This is a genomic window from Sphingobacterium sp. UGAL515B_05 (assembly GCF_033097525.1).
GTDB lineage: Bacteria > Bacteroidota > Bacteroidia > Sphingobacteriales > Sphingobacteriaceae > Sphingobacterium.
The window spans coordinates 287,103-311,034 of sequence record NZ_CP109907.1; the positions used below are offsets into that span (position 1 = coordinate 287,103).

Annotated in this window: 21 protein-coding genes; 4 read left to right on the forward strand and 17 right to left on the reverse strand. The window is 43.3% G+C overall.

Translation table 11 applies throughout. The annotated features are described in order from the left end of the window. The first annotated feature begins 2 nt into the window (after positions 1 to 2). The 3 genes from OK025_RS01080 (at position 3) to OK025_RS01090 (ending at position 4,430) form a co-directional block, all read left to right on the forward strand. Positions 3 to 1,763 (forward strand): RagB/SusD family nutrient uptake outer membrane protein, encoded by a 1,761-nt coding sequence (locus OK025_RS01080; RefSeq protein WP_317667966.1) that lies wholly within the window; start codon positions 3 to 5, stop codon positions 1,761 to 1,763. A gap of 90 nt (positions 1,764 to 1,853) precedes the next feature. After that, on the forward strand, positions 1,854 to 3,179 hold the full coding sequence (locus OK025_RS01085; RefSeq protein ID WP_317669748.1) for an alpha-L-fucosidase: 1,326 nt from the start codon (positions 1,854 to 1,856) through the stop codon (positions 3,177 to 3,179). A 216-nt stretch (positions 3,180 to 3,395) separates the two neighbouring features. Then, positions 3,396 to 4,430, forward strand: a complete 1,035-nt coding sequence (locus OK025_RS01090) for a hypothetical protein (RefSeq protein WP_317667967.1) — start codon at positions 3,396 to 3,398, stop codon at positions 4,428 to 4,430. 238 nt (positions 4,431 to 4,668) lie between these two features. Here OK025_RS01090 and OK025_RS01095 read toward each other — a convergent pair whose 3' ends face one another. The 8 genes from OK025_RS01095 to OK025_RS01130 all read right to left on the reverse strand — a co-directional run bounded on the left by OK025_RS01095 (position 4,669) and on the right by OK025_RS01130 (position 9,303). Continuing rightward, complete coding sequence (locus OK025_RS01095; RefSeq protein WP_317667968.1) at positions 4,669 to 4,959, reverse strand: hypothetical protein; 291 nt, start codon at positions 4,957 to 4,959, stop codon at positions 4,669 to 4,671. A 74-nt stretch (positions 4,960 to 5,033) separates the two neighbouring features. Continuing rightward, positions 5,034 to 5,546: a hypothetical protein gene (locus tag OK025_RS01100; RefSeq protein ID WP_317667969.1), complete on the reverse strand. Its 513-nt coding sequence runs from the start codon at positions 5,544 to 5,546 to the stop codon at positions 5,034 to 5,036. 263 nt (positions 5,547 to 5,809) lie between these two features. Beyond that, positions 5,810 to 6,163 (reverse strand): hypothetical protein, encoded by a 354-nt coding sequence (locus OK025_RS01105; RefSeq protein WP_317667970.1) that lies wholly within the window; start codon positions 6,161 to 6,163, stop codon positions 5,810 to 5,812. Between the two features lie 220 nt (positions 6,164 to 6,383). Beyond that, the gene (locus OK025_RS01110; RefSeq protein ID WP_317667971.1) at positions 6,384 to 6,740 is read right to left on the reverse strand and encodes a DUF1493 family protein; all 357 of its coding nucleotides are present in this window, start codon (positions 6,738 to 6,740) and stop codon (positions 6,384 to 6,386) included. Between the two features lie 180 nt (positions 6,741 to 6,920). Next, positions 6,921 to 7,553: a hypothetical protein gene (locus OK025_RS01115; RefSeq protein WP_317667972.1), complete on the reverse strand. Its 633-nt coding sequence runs from the start codon at positions 7,551 to 7,553 to the stop codon at positions 6,921 to 6,923. Positions 7,554 to 7,653: 100 nt separating this feature from the next. Continuing rightward, entirely contained in the window at positions 7,654 to 7,860 is a 207-nt protein-coding gene (locus OK025_RS01120) for a hypothetical protein (protein WP_317667973.1), read from the reverse strand. Positions 7,861 to 7,905: 45 nt separating this feature from the next. Further along, positions 7,906 to 8,313, reverse strand: a complete 408-nt coding sequence (locus OK025_RS01125; protein WP_317667974.1) for a hypothetical protein — start codon at positions 8,311 to 8,313, stop codon at positions 7,906 to 7,908. A 558-nt stretch (positions 8,314 to 8,871) separates the two neighbouring features. Beyond that, the gene (locus OK025_RS01130; RefSeq protein WP_317667975.1) at positions 8,872 to 9,303 is read right to left on the reverse strand and encodes a hypothetical protein; all 432 of its coding nucleotides are present in this window, start codon (positions 9,301 to 9,303) and stop codon (positions 8,872 to 8,874) included. A 253-nt stretch (positions 9,304 to 9,556) separates the two neighbouring features. On the opposite strand from OK025_RS01130, the gene OK025_RS01135 reads away from it, so the two are divergent. Continuing rightward, positions 9,557 to 10,015, forward strand: coding sequence for a hypothetical protein (locus OK025_RS01135; protein WP_317667976.1), 459 nt, complete (start codon positions 9,557 to 9,559; stop codon positions 10,013 to 10,015). Between the two features lie 44 nt (positions 10,016 to 10,059). Here the strand turns inward: OK025_RS01135 and OK025_RS01140 are convergent, their stop codons facing one another. The 9 genes from OK025_RS01140 to OK025_RS01180 form a co-directional block, all read right to left on the reverse strand. Beyond that, positions 10,060 to 10,566, reverse strand: a complete 507-nt coding sequence (locus tag OK025_RS01140; RefSeq protein ID WP_293955573.1) for a hypothetical protein — start codon at positions 10,564 to 10,566, stop codon at positions 10,060 to 10,062. Between the two features lie 313 nt (positions 10,567 to 10,879). Beyond that, positions 10,880 to 11,593 carry a LytR/AlgR family response regulator transcription factor gene (locus OK025_RS01145; RefSeq protein WP_317667977.1) on the reverse strand — a complete coding sequence of 238 codons (714 nt, stop codon included), beginning with the start codon at positions 11,591 to 11,593 and terminating at the stop codon, positions 10,880 to 10,882. A gap of 6 nt (positions 11,594 to 11,599) precedes the next feature. Next, positions 11,600 to 12,670, reverse strand: coding sequence for a sensor histidine kinase (locus OK025_RS01150; RefSeq protein ID WP_317667978.1), 1,071 nt, complete (start codon positions 12,668 to 12,670; stop codon positions 11,600 to 11,602). Positions 12,671 to 12,674: 4 nt separating this feature from the next. Beyond that, positions 12,675 to 14,900 carry an outer membrane beta-barrel family protein gene (locus OK025_RS01155; protein WP_317667979.1) on the reverse strand — a complete coding sequence of 742 codons (2,226 nt, stop codon included), beginning with the start codon at positions 14,898 to 14,900 and terminating at the stop codon, positions 12,675 to 12,677. A gap of 230 nt (positions 14,901 to 15,130) precedes the next feature. Next, positions 15,131 to 16,987, reverse strand: coding sequence for a DUF4859 domain-containing protein (locus OK025_RS01160; protein ID WP_317667980.1), 1,857 nt, complete (start codon positions 16,985 to 16,987; stop codon positions 15,131 to 15,133). A 22-nt stretch (positions 16,988 to 17,009) separates the two neighbouring features. Next, on the reverse strand, positions 17,010 to 17,978 hold the full coding sequence (locus OK025_RS01165) for a hypothetical protein (RefSeq protein WP_317667981.1): 969 nt from the start codon (positions 17,976 to 17,978) through the stop codon (positions 17,010 to 17,012). A gap of 79 nt (positions 17,979 to 18,057) precedes the next feature. Continuing rightward, a complete protein-coding gene (locus tag OK025_RS01170) occupies positions 18,058 to 19,200 on the reverse strand; it encodes a DUF4859 domain-containing protein (protein WP_317667982.1) in 1,143 nt (380 codons plus the stop codon). Positions 19,201 to 19,219: 19 nt separating this feature from the next. Then, positions 19,220 to 20,695 carry a RagB/SusD family nutrient uptake outer membrane protein gene (locus tag OK025_RS01175; RefSeq protein ID WP_317667983.1) on the reverse strand — a complete coding sequence of 492 codons (1,476 nt, stop codon included), beginning with the start codon at positions 20,693 to 20,695 and terminating at the stop codon, positions 19,220 to 19,222. Positions 20,696 to 20,740: 45 nt separating this feature from the next. Beyond that, positions 20,741 to 23,899 carry a SusC/RagA family TonB-linked outer membrane protein gene (locus OK025_RS01180; RefSeq protein WP_317667984.1) on the reverse strand — a complete coding sequence of 1,053 codons (3,159 nt, stop codon included), beginning with the start codon at positions 23,897 to 23,899 and terminating at the stop codon, positions 20,741 to 20,743. Positions 23,900 to 23,932: the final 33 nt, after the last annotated feature.

A 23,932-nucleotide genomic window follows, 5' to 3' on the forward strand; every position in this document is an offset into this window, starting at 1 on the left:
CAATGAAAAAATATTCTATTCCTATCCTTTTCTCCCTAGCCATCGCCTTCCAGTCCTGCAACGACAGTTTTTTGGATCGGCTACCGACAACAGATTTAAATGATGGCCTTTATTGGAATTCCGAAGATGACCTGAAAGCCTATGCCAATGGCATCTATAATCAGGCGGGAAACAATGCCGACTATATGTTTTTCCTCGGTTTCACCAATACTGCCTTTGGCAGTGCAACACATGCGGTTGTGCCGATTGAGTCACAGACGGACAACCATGGTTCGCGCGCTTCCGAACACGAGACATTTATCCGTCGTGCGGCAGGTCAGCAGACGGTCCCGAGTGATGCGGGCCAAGGTGGCTGGTTGTGGCCATTTCTACGCGTTTGTAATGTCATGCTAGCCAACTATCAACATGTGCCTATTGCCGAATCGATTAAAAATCAATACGCCGGCGAGGCCCTCTTTTTCCGCGCTTGGTTCTATCTCGATAAAGTACAAAACTATGGCGACGTACCTTATGTCTCCACACCGCTGAATACCGATTCACCACAGCTTTTCGACAAACGTACACCCCGCAAGCAGGTGATGGATTCTGTCTTGCGTGATATCAATCTGGCTATTGAATATCTACCGACAAGCTGGACGAATGGTGCCGGCCGCATTACCAAGTATACCGCATTGGCCCTCAAGTCGAGACTGGCACTTTACGAAGGGACCTATCGCAAATACCATGGGCTGGGTGATGCCGAAAACTACCTCCGCGAATCACTCGATGCCTCCGAGAAGTTGATGGCAAGCAATGTTTACAAAATCTACAACACAGGTAAACCAAAATCAGATTACCGTTCGCTCTTTATCAATTCGGAGCTGGCAAGCAATCCCGAAATCATTATGGCCCGTAATTATGTCAAAGGTATTTTGACCCACAATATGAGCGGTTATGTACAGACACTGAATGCGGGCCCTACACGTGATTTTGTTGAGGACTTCCTTTGCATCGAATCCGATGGCAGCGCAAAACCCATCGGCTTAAGCAGCATATACAACGATGCGACTATCGAAAACGTATTTAACAACCGCGATGCGCGCCTTGCACAGATCGTCCTCGACCCCCGCGAAGAGCAGGCGATATTCCGTTCCAATGTGGGCTATCCACGGCTATTGGGTATGGGGGGCGACATCAGTGCAACAGGTTATCACCTGATCAAATATTTCGATTATGACCAACGGCAGCTGGCAACCAATTCAGATACCGACGCCCCTATTTTCAGGTATGCAGAGATTCTACTGAATTACGCCGAAGCAAAGGCTGAGCTGGGAAGCTTATCGCAAACAGACCTCGATCGCTCCATCAATCTGCTGCGCGACAGAGCCGGAATGCCAAAGCTGCAGCTTAATCCACCAATGGACCCGAAATACGCTGGCGAGGGCATCTCATCCAATTTGGTGGAGATCCGTAGGGAGCGCCGGATCGAGCTTTGCTATGAGCAGACCCGTTTTCAGGATCTCATGCGCTGGAAAAAGGGTTCCTATCTGGCAAAAAAAGTACTGGGTATCCGATTTGAAGACAGCGACCGCAACAGTCCACGCTTTGCCAAAGTATCGAGCAGTGTCAAAACCGTCGACGTAGGTGGCAAGAAATACATCGACGTATATGCAGGTTCAGATTTTGTTAATCGCGTGTTCGACGAAGACAAATATTACCTCATGCCACTTCCGATCAATGTATTATCAAAAAATCCAGCCTTAGGGCAAAATCCAAAATGGTAAAAAAGGCCAATGAACAAACGACAAAATCAGCTTAAAGGGATTGTCCAAAAGATCCTCATAAGTACCCTTATGCTAATTAGCGGGCAGGCCATGAGCCAGCCCGCTCCTTGGTTTACCGACAGTAAATTCGGTTTGTTTCTGCACTGGGGGCTCTATTCCCAGACCGCGGGCGACTGGAATGGACATCCCACCAAAGGCGGTGAGCATTTTATGCTTTACGAACGCATACCCGTCAAGACCTATGCAAAGATCGCCGATCAGTTTAATCCAACAGGCTTCGATGCCAACCACTGGGCACAGATGGCCCACGATGCCGGCATGAAATACCTGGTGATCACGGCCAAGCACCATGATGGGTTTGCGATGTACAATTCGGCCGTCAGCGACTATAATATCGTCAAGAGTACCCCTTGGGCAAAAGATCCGATGAAGGAGCTTGCTGCAGCCTGTAAGAAATATGGTCTCAAGCTCTGCTTCTATTATTCCCTCGGGCGCGACTGGGAGAACCCCGATGTGCCCACCAACTGGCCTACCAAAGCCGGGCGCAGCAATACCTGGGACTATCCCGACGAAGATGCCAAAGACCTCAACAAATACGTCGAAAACAAGGTCAAACCGCAACTGCGCGAATTGCTGACACAGTATGGTCCTATCGGTATTATCTGGTTTGATACTCCCGAGCTGATCACCAAAAAACAAAGTCAGGAAATCAAAGATCTGATCCATTCCATCCAGCCCGACTGTATCATCAACAGCCGGATAGGCAATGGGCTTGGCGATTATGCTGTTGTTGAGCAGTCGCTTGTTTCTACTGCCCGGAAGAACTGGGAAGCCTGCATCACGATGAGTGAAAACTGGGGTTACAATAGACATGACACAAAATGGAAAAGCCCCGAGCTGCTGGTTCGCAACCTTATTGAAGTCGTGAGCAAGGGGGGCAACCTGCTGCTCAATGTCGGCCCCAAAGGTGATGGCACCTGGCCAGTTGAAAGTCAGGAAAATCTTCGCATCATTGGACACTGGATGAAGACCAATGGTGAAGCGATTTACGGTACGACGGTCTGGAACAGAGCCAAACAAGCGCTGCATACCTTGCCGTCGGACAACAAAGTAACCGAAAAGGATAAAGCCAGTATGAAAGATGCTGTGAATGATGCAACGTCGAAAGAAATCGTGTCAGACTACCGCTTTACGCAGAAAGGGAAAAATGTTTATCTTTTTGTGCGTAGTCCTTCAACCGCTACGATCGACGTCCCGGAGCTTGCAAAAAGTAGCCTCGAGATCAAAAGTTTAGCGCTTCTGGGCAGTTCCTCAAAGGTCAAATGGACACAAGGGAGAGATGCGCTACAGCTGTCTTTACCCACTGTCAAAGACCCAGAAATCCCGATTTACGTATACAAGATCGAAACGAAATAGCCCAGCGCCTATTTCACCAATCGTCTTACTCCCTTTAACAATAAGCTCCCTGATCATTAAATTATCAGGGAGCTTTTACGATTAACAAAGAACCTCAAACCATTATTCATCCAGGTGCAACGAATCGTAAGCCAAAGCGATCGGATATAAATCCACAGAAAAGAGCAGTCTTAAAATGTGCATCTTTGCTTCAACGACAAAAGACAAAGCACACACATGAAAAAATATATTATCGTATTCAGTCTATCCATACTTACGTTAAGCGTCTCGGCGCAGAAGAAAAAGAAAAAACAGGGCCCGCCACCCGTGGTGAAACCCATCCCCGAGCCACCAAAAGTGATCGAACAGGCAGGTACTTCGGAAAGCATGCCTGTTATGATATCCATGCCCATGCGAGCAGCAGATCAGGTGCGCATCAAAAAGACGGATGGGCAAGAACTGAATCTGGAGAAACTGGAGGAATTAGTAAGCACAGACCTAGCTCAGGTAAAAACCTTATCCCTGGGTTCTTCCATCTCCGGAAAGAAGCTCAGCAGCGAAATCCTGCAAAAGATTATGGACGAAGGCAATCAAATGGAGTCACTGGAAATTAGCAATCTAGACATCAGCACATTTCCTGAAATCACAGCCGCCCATCCTAAACTTAAAAAGATCGCGTTAAGCAGAAATAATCTCAGTATACTTCCCGCAAGCATTTCCAATCTGACAGCGTTGGAAGAATTTGACTGCAATAATCCCTTGACGGGTTTGCCTTCAACCTTTGCACAACTCAAAAACTTAAAACAGCTCGGGCTCAACGGGAATCTGTTCAGCACTTTTCCCAAAGAAATTTTTAGTTTGAACAAGCTGTCATTCCTATACCTTTCGGGCAATTACAAAGGTGAGACCAAGCTGACAGATCTGCCCGATCTATTTGAGCAGTTGCCCGAATTAAAAGAACTCGGCGTAGAACATGCGGGGCTATCGACACTGCCAAAATCTATTGCTGCATTAAAAAAACTAGAAAAGGCCAATTTTTCTTTCAATCAATTTACAAGTTTCCCCGCCGCATTGTACAATAATCCCAAACTGGTGTTTGTACCATTTACAAACAATCCCCTGCAATGGGAACCGTTTTTGGCTTCTGTCAAAAAAATAAAATGGAGCGGTCTCTTCTTTTTGAACGATACGGGGCTTAGCAAAAAACAGTACGAACAGGTACAGCAGATCCTGAGCAAGACGGATGTCTATTATGATGAGATGAATGATTAAATCTTATAGTTAGCCCAAAAGATAATTTTTGGGCTAAAAGAAGTTCGTTTAGAAATTTCTTTTTCGTCATCAATTCAAGTAATCTAAAACCTGTTGTTAATTTATCAATTGCAATCAAACCTTGTCAAAACCGATTGACTAAATGTCGTTCTTTTCATACCCAGTCTGTCACCCCCAGGAACTATATCATCAATTAAATTGAAGTAAATAGACGCCTTAGTGCTGTAAATTTTTATCTTCAAAATTTTATTCTCGCTATCATAATTGAGCCAATTATCATAAAAAAGAAACTCGCGATTAAAGTGAAAAGAGCAATTGTTCTTTTTACATAGACCTGCGATTTACTTAGACTTTTATAGTATTTCTCAAATACAGGATTTCTCACGGTTTGTTCAATGGGTGAACGGCCAATTAAAATGACTAAAAAAACACAAAATCCAATTTCAGCATCTTTTTTACCACTTGACAAAGTACGTTCTTCTTCTTTAAATTCTAATAAACTTAAGCGGCTTTCAATATACTTTTCCAAGATTTAAAAGAGCACCTTCGCATGGAGGCTTTGTGTCTCTTTCTTAGCATAGTCGGAAATTTCTATCGTATCATTTAGAAATAATATGTTGGCTCTAGCGTTGAAGTACCAGTCTTCTTTAACTTTTCTTCTATCGACAATAGATCATATACCCGTTCGAGTCCCAATCCTGGAGCTGAAAAGTAGTAGAAACCAGGGGCCTGACTGTTTTCTAAATACTTCTTTTCATCCTGTTTATTCTTTGCAATGACCTTTAAAGTATCCTGGTCTATCTTATAAATTCCATAGGGTTTTTCCTTTGCAATTTTATCGAAATATTTAAGATTTGGGCAGTCTGGCAAAATGCTATCCCCAGTAACAAACACACTATCAATTATTCTACTATGATCTTTTGTTGTGCAATACCATCCTTTCTTCCCGCCCGGCATTCCGATCGCTCTATCGTATATGTACAATTTATTATTTTGAACAATATAGTTACCGTTATCGGTATCTTTCAAAAGATAATATACCGCATCCTTTCCCGTGGAATACCTCAATACCAACAATATATTATAATCTTGTAAAAACGGGCCATTATTAATCATGGGGATTAATGTTAGCGAGCTATCAGCATTAGTCCAAACAACGTGGTTATTATTTTCATATCTATTAAGATCGGTCGCTGTAACCCTCCGAAAAGAATCTTGACGACAACCTATTGTTAAACTCAAAAAACCAATAATCATCAGTTTCCATAATACTTTCTTTAAAATCATATTTCTCTGTTAATGATACTTCAAATTAAAAGTAAACCTTGTTCATCGCGTTACCTGTATGTTTGTACCGCAATCCCAGATTAGGCTTTACTTTAACATTGCTCCTTTATCTCCGATGCTACATCCGAAAAATCTTTCCACTCCAAATGCGAATAAATATCCTTGACCACACCTATCTTATTGAAAACTGAGTTAAAATAGCCCTCATTTAATACAGCCTGGAGCGCTGCATGAATCCCTTGATAAGAGAGCTCTTTTACAATAAGCATATCTGTAGACCAAAAATAAATTTCACGATTTTTCTCCATCAGTTTATCGATATTAGTCAACGTAAACAATGTTCCAAAATAAACCTCATCATTCTCCAAAATAATATTGACATCAAGGTTATCATCATATACATCGACAACTTGATAAGGAGAAGTAAACCGAACTTTAAATTTCATAAGCTTCTTACTTTTTATAAACTGTCAACCAAACTCCATCTGTCTTGTCACCTTTTTTACCACTATCTAAAGATATCTAGCGTCCCGAAATTGCACCAGCAGCTTTTTATCCATGCCTAATAGGTCGATATGCGAATAATCAAATACTTTTAAAACGAACTGCAGTTCGCACGGTGAAATATCAATATTCGAAGAATACGAGCAGTCTTCCTTAAAATACTTAAAAAGATCCCTGTACAATTATACTCTTAAGCATTCCTATGGTAAGCTTTTTCTTCTGCCCCACGTCCCTTTTCAAAAACAAGAAGTTAAAAATATCAAAAGACGGCTCTGGATGAAAAAAATCATCCGCTTTGTTACCATTGGTCTCAATATTAAACGTTGTACAAAAGTCTTCGAAAAATTCATAGCCATCCTCTCCAGAAATACCTAAATCACCCTCAATCTCCATATCATCCGACAGAATAGCTATTTCATGCTTACCTAAATGGCGTTCCAGAAAGTTGATCCATTTACTATCCATAATATTTCGCGTTAACGCCACAGATCGCTCTGAACCGCCGTAAGCCCTTTTCATATAGTTAACGTAAAATTATAATTATCTATAATTTTACATATTTTTTATCACTTTTTTAGCCGTAGTAAATTAATCCGAATTGACGTCTTCCCGGTAACTATGGATAATAGATAAAAAATCATTAAATAATCACCACAAGTTAACATAAAGTATTATAAGATGTTAAAGTTTTATGAGCACTTACTCATATTTTACATCGACTTCACAATAAGTTTTTGGGGGATCTGATGAATTTTTTATGGCCTTATATTTATGTTTATCCAAAAATGCTGAATTTCCAGATAAATAGATCCGGTCGACCTTCTCAAAATAATTGTAATAGTCAATCAGCGACCTGATTTTATCCCCAAAATCCTTATCCCGAAACTTAACGATGCCGTTTTCGCTCTTATAAAAAATATCGTTATCATTATTAATCAATAAGATATCGTCTTTAGAAGTAATCAGGTAAATTTTATAGTCTCCATAAGGGTACATTTTATTGTCTTCGCGGTTAACAGTATCTCCCTGAGTTCGATATTTATTTACTATCGTTTTATACAACTTGTTCCATTCGGCACTATCTAACAGTTTATCATGGGCCTTTGCAACAGCATCGTAATCAAATATATTTTGTTGAAATGTTGAAAAACTAAATTTATCATCTTGGATAAGTCCATTTTCAAAGATAACTTTTATATAAGCACTGTCTGTCCTAGATGCGCTGTCTATCTTTTTATTTTCAACCACAGGTCCATTGCAGCTTGATATAAGCAGCAGGCAACTTATTATGCTGGCGAACAACCAATGTAGAATCTGTTTCGTTTTTTTCATTTCAGATTGCCCATTTTTAAACATATTTTCATAATGCTATGTTACGGAAGTTTATTTCTTACGATGTTTATTGTCCTAACTTTCCATAATTATGCTTGGATTAATGCCTTTCCAAATTCCATCCAATCGGTTTATCTTCCAGGTCTGTGATGTCAAGCCCATTGATTAGTGTAAAAAGTGGCTCTTCAGGAAAATTATTCATCCGCAATAGAATGAGCTTGTCGTATTCTTCATTGTAATAGTAATACCCAATTTCTGGATGTTTTTTCCAAAAAATAGTTGACGAAATTAATTCTTCATTGTTCATAAGATCTTTATTTAGTAAACCTTGTTCATCGCGTTACCTGTATATTTATTCAGAACGATAAGAATCTATTTCGATCCAATTGCTTGACGTTATAATTCTCCCATTTCCCTTATTTTTTAGATATAGGTGCAATTTCACCTTCCTATCTGCGGTCGAAACTCTCAATTCATCCCTTCCCACAGTAAATCGATATGAAATAATACTGTCCTTTTTCAATTCCAATTTGAATTCCTCTAAAAATGCGCAGTTTGGCAGTATAGCCGGTACATCCATTCCTTCTGGAAAAAACTGTCCTGACAATAACCTGATTTTATTGTCTGTATTTTCAACAATAATTTGGTTATGTTTTAGCGCACTTGGATTCTTCGTTTTATAAAATACGGTCGCGTCTTCCCAATAATCAGGACAGCCAGTTGCAAACATTCGCTGATCTAATTTTAATATTGTATCCATTTTTGATTTGAACTCCAACCGTACAAGATAATCATTCCCCGTTTTTCTAATCGCTGTTTTTAAACATATTGAATCTTCGCATTTTTCAACAGATTGACATGAAGATAAAACACCTAATAAGGCAATATTTAAAAGTAGAAATATTTTCATAATGCTATGTTACGGAAGTTTATTTCTTACGATGTTTATTGTGCTGACTTTCCATATTTAAAATTGACTTGGTCTAAAATAAATTGCGGCACTTACTTATCCATGCTATTTCCATAAGCTGTCCATCGTACTCATTAATATTTTTCAATAGTTCGGGCAGATCCTATAAGGAAGTTCCTCTATAGGGCTTTAATAGAAAAGAATCCGACTTGCTTTCAGAGACAACTTTGCGCAGCAGCTTTTCATCCGTACTTAATAAATCGATATTCAGATTCACGATGTGAAATATCAATATTCGAATAGAACAAGCCCTCTTCCTTATACGACCCATAGGGATAAGAGATCAAGTCTTTTGATAGCTCCATCAAAAGATCTTCGCTACAAATCAATGCACCTCTAAAATTAGCTTCAACGGGAGTTATACGATCTATTCAGCTTATTACCATAACTTTCTTCATATTCATTCCACTGCTCTATCGTTTTTCCGTTTATGAAATAATCAATACAATTTAACTCTATGTCAATCCGAGTAGTATCGAACATCTTTTTTGTTTTATGGACTTCAATTATGGGAATGCCTTTCCGTTTAACAATGGTATCACCTATATCACAAAAAGGTATAACATGGTAAAACCACCTACCTGGCAGCGATTGTACAGTATCTCTTTTTGTACTAGGATCAACACCAATAAGGATAAAATCCTGATACTTGATCTTAGGTTCTTTTAAAAGAACAACATTAGCCTCGAAACTTTCAGCATATTGTTTAGTTGTTTCACATCTATTTGGATCATTACATCCAATAACTAATAAAGCTAGTATACAATAAAATGCCTTCATATTTTTTTGTCTGAATTCATTCTTCCCAGTTAATGATACCTCATAATAAAAAATGCAGTGGTTTTTATGGCCTTTTTTTTTCTAAAGCAAATTTATAACTTTATTTACTTGGAAACTTAAAAAATGTAATCATTTACTGAATATCTAGCGCAATTCACTAACAAATAATGATACTCTCTAAATCGATTATAACATACCAGATAACCGCATCAGCAGATTGGAATATTGATATAGCTAAATTAGCGATAAACACATGAAAAATTTCGAAAGAAACGGAAATGAATACAAAATGAAACCCCAGTTAGGAACCTATGTTCCTTTGGTCGCTATATTTGCCATAATGGCAATTGTAGGTTTTGTCAAAATGCCGGAGTCCTCTTTTAAATGGTGGATGCTGGGTATTGTGGTCATCCTGATGATTTCCCTGCTGAGAGCTTATTTTATTATTGATATGGACAGACGGGAAATGCGGGTACGCAAAGGGCTGTTTGGCAAAGAGGTAACTGTTCCGCTGGAAAACCTACAGGGATTTACAATCCATAAACTCAAACAGTACGGCCTCATCACCGTGAGTGTATCGCTTCTGGCACGCTATCGAAATGAAGACGGTAAAGAAAAAAAGGTGCAGCTCGCACAGCACTATTTCACAAAACCGATACAGCGGATATGCAATGAGATCGATGAAATCATCGCTGAAGATCATAATCGATAAATTAAAAGCAGTATTCTGGCACATCCCCTATCATTGAGTTTCGTCTAAACCCCATTTCTTCTGATATATACGAGTTTATTGCTTTTAGGAGTATACAACATAAAATAGCTTCCTCCAGAATCAGCATAGATATAGGCATAAAAATTTCCCGGTTGGCTGAGCTTTCTATTCAATTCCTGAAAACAGCTATTTTCGAAATTAGCACTATCCAGTTCCAGTGAAAATAACGCTTTGGTTTCATCGTCAATAGGGCACTCTTTCCACTGACCAATTTTTGCATCGCCGGCAATAGTTCTATTTCCCCATTTTGAAATGGGTTTTATATCTTTCTTTAATAGAATATTTTCGGCCTTATATTGTATTACATCAAAAAATTCACCCCGCATGCTAAATCCGATAAGATCTACTGCACATTCCTGTTTTAAGGTTGGTAGCTGATCAAACACGGCCAATTGATCACTTTTTTTCAGGAAATCAACAGACTGATTTTTAATCATAAAAAAGATCAGTAAGCAAATCAGCACGGCACCAATTAATTTCCAAGCATTCATACTTTTTCTATTTTAAAGGTGTTGTTATGGACTTAATGCTGAACAAATTATCACCAAATAGTGAATACATGTTAAATTCTCCACTTGGAAGTGTATACCAATAATACATGCCCGAAATCATAATCAAACAAACCAACACTTCTATCACTAGATATGTTCTTAATCTGTATAGCCTCAGCGGTAAATTCTTCCATCTTAACGTTTAAATATTTGGGCCAAAAATAAGGATAAAATGGACTTCTACTAGACCTTTGGAAAAGAAAATACGCGTATCATCTGGCTCAATATTCTTTGCTGAATAAGACGTACGCACTCAGCTGCGATTTAAGATCGATGCCATCACGTCCTCCCTTAAATTTCGGGCGATCGGAATTTTATATTCCCCCACATGTAACTGATTCCCTTCTATGATTGCTATCCTATTCCTATTGACAAGATAGGATCGATGGCAGGCGATAAACTGGTGGACTGGCAGCGTACTTATCATCTGCTGTAGGCTGCAATACGTCACTTCCTGCGAATCTATCGTCTGTACGATCACATAGTTTCCCATACTCTGCACGAATAGGATATCGTGCAGAAAAATCTTCTTTAACTGTTTGTCCACCTTCAGAAAAATATGCGCATCTGGAGAAGCTGCCAACAGGCCTACAGATGGAGCAGCGCTGCTGAGCACATCAAATGCCCGATTGGCCGCCTTAAAGAAGCGTTCGAAGGGCACCGGTTTTAACAGATAATCGACAACGTCCAGCTCATACCCCCGCAATGCATATTTTTCATACGCCGAGACGACGATTATCTTGGGCGGATTGCTCAGGCTCGCTATATAGTCCAAGCCTGATATCTCGGGCATCTCAATATCAAGAAAGATAAGGTCAAGGGGATGCAAACGCAGATACTGGCTCAACTCGATCGCATCTTCGCATTCAGCAACAAGCTTCAAAAAATCTATTTTCTCGATGTAGGATGCGATTCCTTTGCGCGCAAAAGGTTCATCGTCTACTATAGCACATCTGATCTCTCTCATAAACAGTTATAAATCTAGTATTAACTCAGCAAAAAAATGCGTTGTATCGGCATGCGTATTCAAGGTATGCCGCTGCGGATAGCGCAATGCCAATCTCTTTTTCAGATTGGTAAGTCCCGCCCCCGACTCCGCTACCTCAGCCCGGGGAATTGCCGCCTCAACTGCCGCGGCCCCGGATAGGCTATTGGAAATGCTGAAGCATATGTTAGTAGGACGACGCCTGAGACAGATGACAATCTCGTACTGCCCGCGCACATATTTAAAAGCATTTTCTATTAAAGGCTGAAAAAGCAAAGGAAAGATGCTGATGTCTGCCCAATCCCCGTCAATGTCTGTGCGCACGGTCAATCTTGCTGTCAACCGCTGCTGCTGAAACGCAATATAAGATTTTAAATATGCAAGTTCCTGCTCCATCGATACCTTTTCATCCACCGTATAAATCTGATAACGTAACAGTTCCGAAAGCTGTTCGACACTTTTTTTTGCCAATGTATTGGATTCATCAATTTGAAAATAGACCGTATTAAGCGCATTAAAGAGAAAATGTGGGTGGTACTGACTTTTCAATAACTGCAATTCGGTATTTAGCTTGTCCGCTTTGATCTGTTCCACATAGATGCGATTGTCGGCCATATTTCTGTCGCTGCGCTCGTTCCGCAAAAACATGTAGTAAAGCAGAAACAAGGGAACATAAATCGCATTAACCAAGATGTAATCAATATAACCATCCCCCATATAGATCCAGCCCAGGCGTTCGGACACGAAGACCGTTGGATTCAATATCCCCATGATTTGTACAACAGCAACGATATACTCTACTGCGACATTTGGTTTGATGGTGGGCTTTGCAGCAAAGATCCTCGCCAGTCTCCGACGCCAAAGCAGTGTTATGACGTAACAAAAAACCACAGAGATAAGCAGTCCAACCGAATGGATCCTAATTCCGCCAGACCAAAATTCATCTTTCTTGGTTATATCTGTCACGACACGAAGAATGTTGAAAGAAGCGATTCCCCAGAGTGCCGGACCTAGATAGTGTATGGGGTTTCCGCTTAATTTTGCTATGTTCGCTCTCATGATATCAGTAATTAATCCGGCTATTTTCTTCCAATCGGTCATTGGCACGATCGCTTTTTAGGTTACCTTTCATTCCGCGATGTAATCGGTAGGAAAGGTTGATCCCAATAGCTCTACTATCGTACAACTCCCTGTACTTCCCTTCCATAGCATCACTGCTAAAAATTATTTTAGGCCTGTTGGTCCTGAAAAGGTCATTGGCATAAATATACAAAGTTAATTTATCTTGCAAGATGGTTTTGCGTACGGCAGTATTCATAGACCAGAGGGAAGCCATGGTAGCCTGCCCCTCGGCAGTAGCCCCATTCCAGAAGCCATTGAGCTCGAGACTGAGTTTAAAAGGCAGACTTACCGTATTTTGTACCTGCAAAGAAGGTACCAGCCGCCTGTTGCGATGCACATCAGTTGCCGTCCGCCATTCAAAAGAGGTATAGTTTAGGTTCCCGTTCAGCTGTATGTTCCACTTTTTCAGGGGGGAAATAGTCGCTGCATTAAACCGCACCCCTACATTGGATGCGTGCTCCAGATTCATCGGCATAACGACAGTCCGCCTTTGCTCGTCCAGGTTGTAGCTCTTGCTGATCGCATTTTGGCGCAGGTTATAGCGCAGCTGCAACGAATAGCTGTTTTTGAACAACCAGGTCAGTTCCATCGTATGGACAAACTCGGGCTTCAATGCTGCGTTTCCCTTCTCGTACAAATAGGGGTCGTTGACCTCCACAAAAGGACTCAGGTCTTTGAAATTGGGACGATTGACCCGCCTGTGGTAATTGAGAGAAAGCTTTTGTTCAGCATCCATTGCATAGGTCGCGGTCAGGTTCGGAAACAAATTTTTATAGGATCTCAGCATGGTAAAATCTGTATCCTTATCATGGACGGTCCTGCTCTTAAATGCAGCAGCCTCAAATCGTAGTCCCACATCGATTTGGAAGAGGTCTGAAGGGCTAAACCGCGTCTGCATAAATAGCGCTTTCAGCTGCTCCGCATGACCGAATGTATTGGTCAGGTCGGCGCGCTCCTGCCAGCTGTTGTCATGAGTTTGCTGATAAAATGAATTGGTGCGCATATTAACCTGCGTCAATTTTCCACCAAAAGAGGCCGTCATATTTGGACGGATGTCGAGCATATATTTCGATTGCACGGTCGTAATAGTAACCTTTCCTCCCGTCTCACCGCGGAGTTTTTGCTGCAAGGCCGTTACTGAACCATCAGCACCAAATTTGTCCAGCAGTTGATCTTGGGTTTCGGATTGGTTAAACTGTTGCCGATCAAGATAATTTTCCCATTTGGAGCCAGCGCCAAACAGAACCGTCAAATGAGCTCCGGTACTAAAGTTCCTAAAGGTATGCCCCAACACATTTCCTGTTGCTATGCTGGAGTCCACCTGTGAAGAGCCGTTCAAGAAATTAGAATGCACAGCTTCCTGTTTGGTCCGCTCATGATTGTTGATTAATACATAAGTCCCCATTTTCACGTGATCATTTGGTGCATAATCGAGCGTGCCGTTGTAATAATGATTGCGATAATTTCGCTTTCTAACGGCGTCCATATCCAATCGCAATGCATTGCCCCCCCTATCCCCCTCCTTGCTGATATACCTGGTCGAATTAACATCAATTAATTCCGTCCCTTCTCCATAAGAATAGGTATGCGACATTGCCAACTTAGCGGTATTGGCGGCTACGGCGATATTTTGGAAGGTTCTGCTGTACTTTCCTTGTTCGGCATTGGTCGATAAAGAAACACTGAGGCCCGGGGTGGTCCTGTTGATCCGTTTCAGATTGATAAAGCGGGCATCACCATTGGCATCCATTGTAGCATCTGGTTGCGTAATAAGTTCGACAACATCGAGCGATGCGGCTGGCATGGAGGCCAAAAAATTGATCAGATTTTCGCCATCCATAAAATTTGTTTTGCCGTCGACCAGCAGTTGAATGCCCGCTTGCCCGTTTAAACTGATCTTACCATTTGCTAAAATGCTCACACCAGGCATTCTGCGCAGCAGCTCCAGGGCGCTACCCGAAGAACCGGCGCTGCCTTTAGCGACCTGATAAGTCAGCCTGCCGGGAGCAATTTTAAGGGGATTTAAACGTCCAGACACGTGTACCTCATTCAAGCGTATCGGTTTAATGGTGGTGGTATCCTGCAACGAACAGCCTGTCTCCCCATAAGCGGTACGGCAAGCAAACAGCATTGTGGCCAACTGTAGATAGATTAATTTTCCGATCATTATTCGTATTCTTTAATTTGATACGAATGTATGGGCCTAACAGCGGTTGCCTAAATAATTTATTCGAACGGTATGATTTTCGGGATGAATGGCCACAGCTAAGCGCAGATGCCCAGAGGCATCGATACAATAGCAACAATAAGAAAAACAAAAAGCCACATCTCCCGACGTGGCTTAAACTAAACATAAACATATGAACCACCACCTCATCTTGTGGTTTTAACATACTCTTATTTGATATTCACATTAAATGTGAACGTCGCCTGCACAGTTTTCGTTCCTTCGTACGTATACAGCAGTGCCTGCTTGATGGTGTATTTCTTTCCAGTGGCCAAAGCCCCCGGATATTGACCGATGGAGAACGTTATCGTACTGGCGTTAAATTCTGAAAACAGGCCCGCACTGGCGCCCCAATTGGTAACAGCCCCAGCTGTAGTAAACCAATGCCCATAACCTGTGGCCGTATTGTTGGGATTTAAACTTCCATTCGGCTCCACGGCATAGAACTTAATTTTTCCGCTGCTCATCAAAGTCGCAAGGTCTGCCGAAGATATGGCCAAAGCCTCCCCTAGCTGAGCGGCATTGACGCTTACCTGCGCACCCGAATACCCTGTGGCATCTGCCGGGAAGCTCAGGTCATAATTCAATGCGATATCTTTGGGCTGACTGCTCACCTCATTGTATCCTGTAGCCGTTGTACCCTGAATTTTGATTTCGTAAGGCCATTGCTCATCATTGCTGTCGTCATCATCCCAGGCATGTGGCTGGTAAACAGATGGGGCGCCTGTGACAACAAACCAGAGGTTGCTGCAATTGGCCGGAACAGTAAACGCTACCGTATTCTCCGAGCCCTCCGCCCTGTCACCATATACCCGCGTGCCATCTTTCAACAAAGCCACATAGCCATAGCGCCATCCGGCACGGCTGGCATCCACCGGATTGAATCCGGCAGCATTTGGTAAGCCTTTAAAAGCCACCGAAACCTTGGTTCCAGCAGCCGGCAGGTCCAGCGGAATCACATTGTAACCTGTAGTACCCGGACAACGATCATAGGCAACGCGAAGACTACCGTTGGATTGCCGCGTAAATTTGGTCGTCAGCTTACCGATATAATTCTTTCCATAATCCCTGATGCTGTTCAGGTCCCAGGTCACAAAGTGGGTCGCCGCATCATAGATCTCATTGTTGAACTGTTTCACATCGATACCCGTTATACGCATATAGGCCTGCACCGGATCTTCGGGTTTTAACGCTTCGCGCCAGATGCGGCCAATCATATCGATCCCATGTTTACTTGTCCAATACCAATGGATGAAATAGCTGGCATAACGATATTTCTCGTGATGAATATGGCGATGATAATTTTCGGTATAGACGGGAAAATCGGAGCCCGAAAATGCCTGTGCGGGATAGGTTTGGTAGGCCTGCCATTGCGCGGTCTGCTCCCAGAACCCGTTGCCGCTCGTTCCGCCGTAGCCGTAACGAAATCCATGTCCACCTTTCAGATCAGCAAATACCTGATATTGAAAACTATGCCCGATCTCGTGGGCAATCACTGCACCCACCGGCTTACAGGTGGCCGGATTAACCCACAATGCCCCGATCGTATCGTCGTAACCACCACCATACGCCATCCATTCTGTCGTATAATGAACAAAAATCATCATTTTGTATTTATCCAGATTGGATCGGTTTACTTTACGTTCTGCAAACTTCAGCGTGCCGACGTTCAATGCGTAAAACTGTTCGGCCTTGGCCAAGAGATCATCAATATCGACGCGGTATTCTTCGGGTACAGCGTCCGAATTGGGGTCATTCTTCCCATAGCTTGCCCCCCAGAACACGATAAAATGCTCCGACTGACGGCTGCGCGAATAGGACCATTTGCTCCCTTTATCGTTATAATCCATCCCTTCAAATTCCTTGGGCTTATAAATCTTCAAAGAATCTGTCCCCACAGTTACGGGCGGCGTGGTGACCTCTTCCTCTATAGGAAGTTCCACTTTTTTGCTGCATCCCTGCGAAAGGAATACAAGTGCTGAAAACAGTGTCAGCAGAACTTTATGCAATACTATACTTTTCATCATTTGCGCTTTTAATAGGTAGAGATCAGCTATGTGTGACAGTCAAAAAACGGAAGCGAACGGTATAGGTACCACTTCGGTAGAATTTGATGGTCGATACCGGGTTAAGATTACGTCCCAGCGTAGTCGCCGTACCGACAATACGGTAATAAGAAATGGGATCGCCCGACCAAAATTCTGTACCTACATAAGTACCGTTCATGATCGGATACACCAGCCCTGAAACATCTGGATAGCGATACACCAACCCCGTATCGGTAACTTCCTCCGGATAGTAAGGCGACCAATTTTTGAATGTCGGCCGGTCGCCACGCTTGATGACCTCGCCTTTTTTAGGATTGAAGGGCTTGCCGTTTTTATCTTCCCATTGATATACAATTTTGTTTTCTCCTTCCGGCTGATGTTCCACAACAATCTCATAGTCTGTATACGGTAGAAAATTGGATTCGGCACCGTAGTCCGAACTCGTGCACGACTTAAATAAAATATCTTCCTTCTTGGCACCGATAACATTAAAATCGAGGATGTTCTTAAATTTTTTCTGTCCGGCGATATTGCTCACCTCCACATCTATGGTGTACTGCCCCGGGGTCACAAATTGCGTCGCCTGTGTAAAACCCACGCGGCCACCGGTCGCATTGACCATCATCGGCGGATATTTCGCCTTGCCGATTTTGGCCTTCAACAGCTCCAGGGTTGTATCCCGCCAGGTGACTTCAGCCAGGTAGGTCGATATTTCATGTTCTTTTGAAAATTCTGTTGAGAGCTCGCCGGTTTCCTTGTTCCGTACCGCAACCAGATTGACGGTTAGCGGGGTTGTGCTTCCATTGGCAACAATGGCATCCGTGTACACCACCGTCCCCTGGTTGACTTGCAGATTCTCCACATTATAGCGTAAATTTTCACTTAAATAACCTATTTGGTCACTTTTGCAGGAATCCAATAGTCCTAGGGATAAACCTGCTAAGCCGATTATAAAACTTCGTTTTTTCATCTGTTTTATTTTTTCATTTGTAATGAAGCTATCCGGTTGATTCGGTATTGCAACCGAATCAATCCCGCTAGTTTCATATTTATTTGATCTTAACATTGAACACAAAAACAGCATTCAAATCACCCTTTGTCTTTGATTTGTACACGAGCGATTGTCGAACAGTATAGGTACTACCCACCGTTGTTTGCCCTGGATATTGCAAAATATTGAAGGTCATCGTTGAAGTTGCCAGCTCAGATACAATGCGAGCATCGGCACCCCATGAACAGGTCTGTCCTTTGGTATCGAACCAGTGCCCGGGGGCGTTGGCAGTACTGTTTGCATTTAAGCTACCATCGGGCTGTACCGCGTAGTAGGTGATATCCTTACCTACCAGCGCCGGTATTGCACCGCTCTCCACGCCATAAAAGCGGGCTAAACGCGGAAGCATGACGTCTACGGTCGTGCCCGTATATCCCGCTGCATCATATTTAATGCTCAGGTCGTAGGTAAAGGTAAGCGTAGAACCGTTTTCCACGATTTTAGGCCCCGTCAGGAGGCGCGGCACAAAATCCCCTATAAACGTATGTGTATTGGCCAATACGTTCAGCATGGTTCCTGAGGCCGTTTTGATCCCCGTTGTCTGACAATAGATGCGCATGTCGGCCTGATCATCTTCTTTGACGGTCACAATACCATCGGGGCTGATCTGATCGGCCTCGCCACGCACTTTCACATAATATAGATAATAAACGGGCTGCGAGGACCAGGCTGCTTTGGGCTGCTTTTGTCTATGGTAAACAAATCCACCCACATTGGCCGCATTGCTGATCGTCGTATACGCTGTGCTGGCTGTTTCCAAATTGTAAGCTGCATCATTATAGATGTATGCCCTCACCGAATCTACGGGTATTTCGTTCAGAAACTGGTCAAAAGAATACTGTGCATTTTCATCCACATACTTCACCGAGTCTACTTTCTGTTTATAATAGCGGTTGACCGAATAATCCGACGGTGCCCAAAAGGTTTTCGCCTTGTTGATTTCATCTTTGAGTTTAAAATGGTCAATCACCAGCAGCAAGGTGTCAAACATCCCATTGGGATGAGCCGCCAGATAATCGTAAGTAGACAGATTGACTTCGGCTACATGGAGGCCGTCATCCGTCAGATAAGCCGCTTTCTTGCAACCGATCACGGTAAGTCCAAAAGCCAGCAGCAACGCAAATCGATATAAGGTTTTCATTTTTTTCAGGTTTAGTGGTTTACATGTTGACAGTTCCCCAGTATGGTGTCTGATTCAGCAGCGGATTGGTTGACAACAACGATGGGTCAAATGGCCAAAGGTATTTCTTCGCGTTAAATTGCGACTGGTTCATTTTGCCTTCCGGAAATTTATAGACATTGAAGTGTTTATACAACCGCACGAGATCGTAATAGCGATGACCTTCCAGAAACAGTTCGCGCGCTCTTTCACTAAAGATGGCCTCGATGAGCGGTTCCTCGTTCGTGTAGGCAGGCAATCCAGCTTGCGTCCGGATTTCATTTAAAATGGTTTCTGCCGAACTTGTCTTACCGATCGCTGCCAAGCCCTCTGCCATAAGCAGCTTAATATCAGAATAGCGAAACATGATGATGTTATTTTTAAATATCGCATTGGCATTTGAGGCATTACTCGAGAACTTCACATTCGCATATTTTGTACATAGTGCATAGTTACCGTTATAGTCAATATCAAACACACTTTTAAATCGTTTATCGTTGCTGTCTTTAAAGAGCGTTTTAATATAATCCTGGCTGATTCTTAAAATTGGATCTGTTAAAGACCGAAAATAAGGACCGGCTAGCGAAAAGTATCCTATCCCCAAGTTTGTGCCTTCGTTTTCACCATTTTGGGAGATTTCAAAAATACCTTCATTGGATTTTCCCTGATAAATACTGCGGTAGTTCAGACTATCCCTTCCCACAAAGGAATACTCGCCGCTTTCCAGTACCGATTTGGCCGCCTCGATGCAGTCGGCATATTCGCCGCGCCAGGCACTCAGATGTGCCTGCAGGGCAAGTGCTGCTCCGATATTCGCACGCAAGGCAAAATCATTCTGGTCAATATTATTCCATTTCAATAAGGTCAGTGCTTTGGATAGATCTGCCTGGCTCTGATCCAACACATCACTCTCTTTACTTGCTGGGAGATTTACAGCATCGATGGGCACCACAGATGCTGTGATAATTGGCACTGTTCCCCATACTCTCGCCATATAGAAATAGGCAAATGCTCGCACAAAGTAAGCTTCGCCGATATAGTAATCCCTGGTCGATACATTGTCAAAGGCATTTTCATCCATTTTAGGGAGCTTTTGAATCACGCGGTTGGCCTGGTCTATGGCCTGATAGAAGACATCATAGCGTCGCAGCTGATACGCGGGCCGCCAAGTTTCCGAAGCTGCTACAGCCGTGTTGAGCTGCATATTGACAATTGGATTAAAGTCGGTGTTGGTCGAAGAAGTAATTTCGTCCGTTAGCAAATCGCCATAGGCATAGTAGGCCATACCGCTGGCTTGATTTAGGGCCTTGCGCAGCAGCGCATACATGGCGTTGGTTGCACTATTGGCATCTTCCTGCGTTTTCCAGAAGTTCTCGTCGGTTGCCGAACTGACAGGCTCAATGTCCAGAAACTTGGAGCAGCCTGAAGCGAGATACATAAAAGCACTCAGCATTAAAAACAATATTTTTCTTTTCATCTCTAACTAATTTTAAGCCACCGTTATGCGATGGAACTGACATGATTAAAAGGTAACATCCAAGCCTATTGTCCATTTCTTCGGGATCGGATATCCGTTACCCGTTGAATAACCATTGGCTTCCACTGCTTCAGGATCCGGCACAGAAGACCAGGACTTGACAGCCACATTATCTACCACCCCATAAACGCGGAGCATTTTCAACTTAAGTTTCTTAATCATGGCCTGTGGAAATGTGTAGCTCAGCTGAATATTTTTCAGGCGCACAAAACTGGCATTTTCGACAAACGTGCTGTTGGCGATGTGCCAATTGTCTACCGTATTGCGAAACAAAGTCGGGTATTTGGTCTGATCGCCATCTTTCATCCAGAAGTCGCTGGGCTTAAAATCGCCTGCAATAGCCGAGTTGGTCCCCCAGGTAGAATACAGGGCAGACGAACCGGCATCCTGTAATTTGTCCGACAGGTAACCGTTCCACAAGGAGCGTCCAAAGACAAAACTCACGAGTGTGGATAAGCTAAAATTCTTGTAGGAAAACTGGTTGATAAATCCGCCTACGAGGTCTGGATTTGGATTTCCCATATCAATTTTGTCGTTGTAATCGATCACATAATCCCCGTTGACATCCCGGCGGCGCGGATCGCCAGCCTGATATAAATTCCCCCTAAAATGCGAGAGTCTTTTTCCTGTCAAAGGATCTACAGGTACATCTGCATTGGTCGCATAAACCCCATCCACATCCCATACTTTGAACGGAAAAATAGGCTGGCCTACATTCAGTGCACGTTGCATCCAGGGTGGTCCCACTTGTATTTCCTTTCCGCCGTCAGGCAGGCTGGTGACATAATTTTTATTGTAAGCGATATTGAAATTGGTCGTCCACTGGAATGCCGACGAAGGAGCCATATTTCGGGAAATAAGCGTCATTTCTACCCCACTGTTTCTTACACTGATAAAATTGTTGGAGACGGTGCTATACCCGGAAGTAGCCGGCATGGTCAGGTTGTATACCAGCTGTTTGGAGTCGCGCACATAAAAATCTGCCGTCACGGTAACCCGATCGTGCAAGAGGTTCATATCAAAACCGGCATTAAACTGCGGTGAGCGCTCCCATTTGATTGTCGGTGAGGTTGCCGCTGACGAATAGTCAGGGGCTACAGTAGGCTTGCCATTATAGGAGAGCACCGAACCACTAATACCATTTTCCAATACGGATCCGGCATATGAGGCATCGAAAGTAAGCCCGGTATAGCGCGCGTAGTAAGAGCCCGGATCACGTCCGGTAACGCCATAGCTACCCCTAATTTTGAAAAAGGATATCGCGTTTTTGACACCCTCAAAAAAAGGCTCCTGCGAAAGCACCCAGCCGGCAGATATTGACGGAAAAATACCCCAACGGTTATCCTTGCTGTAGCGCGACGATGCGTCCATGCGATAGCTGGCAGAAAGCAGGTACTTGTCTTTGTAATCGTACCCAAAACGACCGAATACCGACACGCGCGAGCGCTCACTGATGGATGTCGTCGCATAGAGATCAGGCCCGGAAGGGATACCGGTTACGGTTTTCACATAAGTTCCATTGTCGTTGTAACCATACATATAATTTTCATTGGACGTATTGCGTTCAATACCGGTTCCCAAAACGGCACTAATATTATGGGTGTTGCGAATGCTTTTGATGTAGTTAAAATAGGTTTCCCATTCCCAGCGCTTATTCTGGTTCACCCAATTCTGAGCATAGTTTCTATTACCTGTCAGCAGTTTGGGACGAAAGAGGTCGCGGGTATTGTTATTGACATTAAACGAAAACTGCGAACGTAGGGTCAGGCCGTTGATCAGAAACTTTTTAAGTGTTCCGGCGAAATTTCCATTCAGGCTGAAGGCGTTGTCGCGATCCATCATACCATCGTAGCGCCCCGTATAGATCTGTTGGTCTATGTCGGTAATCTGATAGAAAGAAGAAGGAAATCCCCAGGTGCTAAATGGATATTTTGTCTCGTCCCCCGAACCATGTTTTGCTTTTGTAAAACCTGCGAACAAATTTGTTTCAAACTGGAAATTGTCGGTTGGATTGGCCTGCAACATCAGGCGTGGCGTCAGGTTTTCATTTTCAAAGCCCATCATTACCCCTTGCTCATAATAACGCTGTGCCGAGAAGCGGTATAAAAATTTCTCCATGGTGGCGCCGATACTCACATTGACATTGTTGATATTGGCCGACTGCAGAAAAAGGCCCTGCCAATCGGTATTGTTGTTAAAGGCCGGATTTAAACTATCTGTCAGCATGGGGCTAATGGATCCATTGTTGAACCAGTCGTACGATCCACCCTGATAGAGCAAGTTCATTTTCAGCCTGCGCTCGGCCGCACCAACGGTGATGGGCTTCATGGCCGGACGGCTCGAAACCCCATTGTAAGCCGAGATCCGTATTTCGGGTTTCCCCACAGCCGGACGTTTGGTTTTGATGATAATGACCCCATTCGCGGCACGGGCTCCATAAATGGCCGATGCCGAGGCATCTTTCAGGATATCAACCGATTCGATGTCGTTAGGATTGATAGCCTGCAAGGGGCTCGCATTTCCATACGCCGCCTGTATATCGCTCACATCGTAAATAATATTGTCGATGACATACAGAGGAGCCTGCAGCTGATTATCGGCCAAGCCTAAGTTGCTCGTTCCGCGAATATTGACGATGTTGTTGGTACCCGGTTCGCCCGATGTACTCAATACTGTCAGACCGGCCACACGTCCCTGCAACATGGCATCGAAGGTGGCGTAAGGGGTATTTTCAAAATCCTTCCCTTTTACCGTAGCAATAGCTCCTGTTGTCTTCCGCCGCTGCACATCCTGATAGCCCATCACGACCACCTCATCAAGCCCCGTTCCATCTTCCTTCATGGTGATCTGAAGTGTATTTTCGCCGGCACGCAGCTGTTTCTCCTGCCGTACATAACCGACGTAACTAAAAATCAAGGTCGGATTGGCCGATTTAAGCGGTAGGCTGAATTTTCCGTCAGCATCCGTTTTGGTCGCATTACGGATGCCTTTCTCTAAAATACTCAGATCGGACAGCGGCGTACCTTTTTCGTCTTTCACGATCCCCGTAACCGTTCTCTGTTGTTGCGCATACAGCTGTTGACAGACCAACAGCAGCAACATCAAAATACCCGTTAGGCATTTTTTTGGAAGATTTTCATACATAGTCATAATTTCGTTAAGCAGATGTTCCGTTTA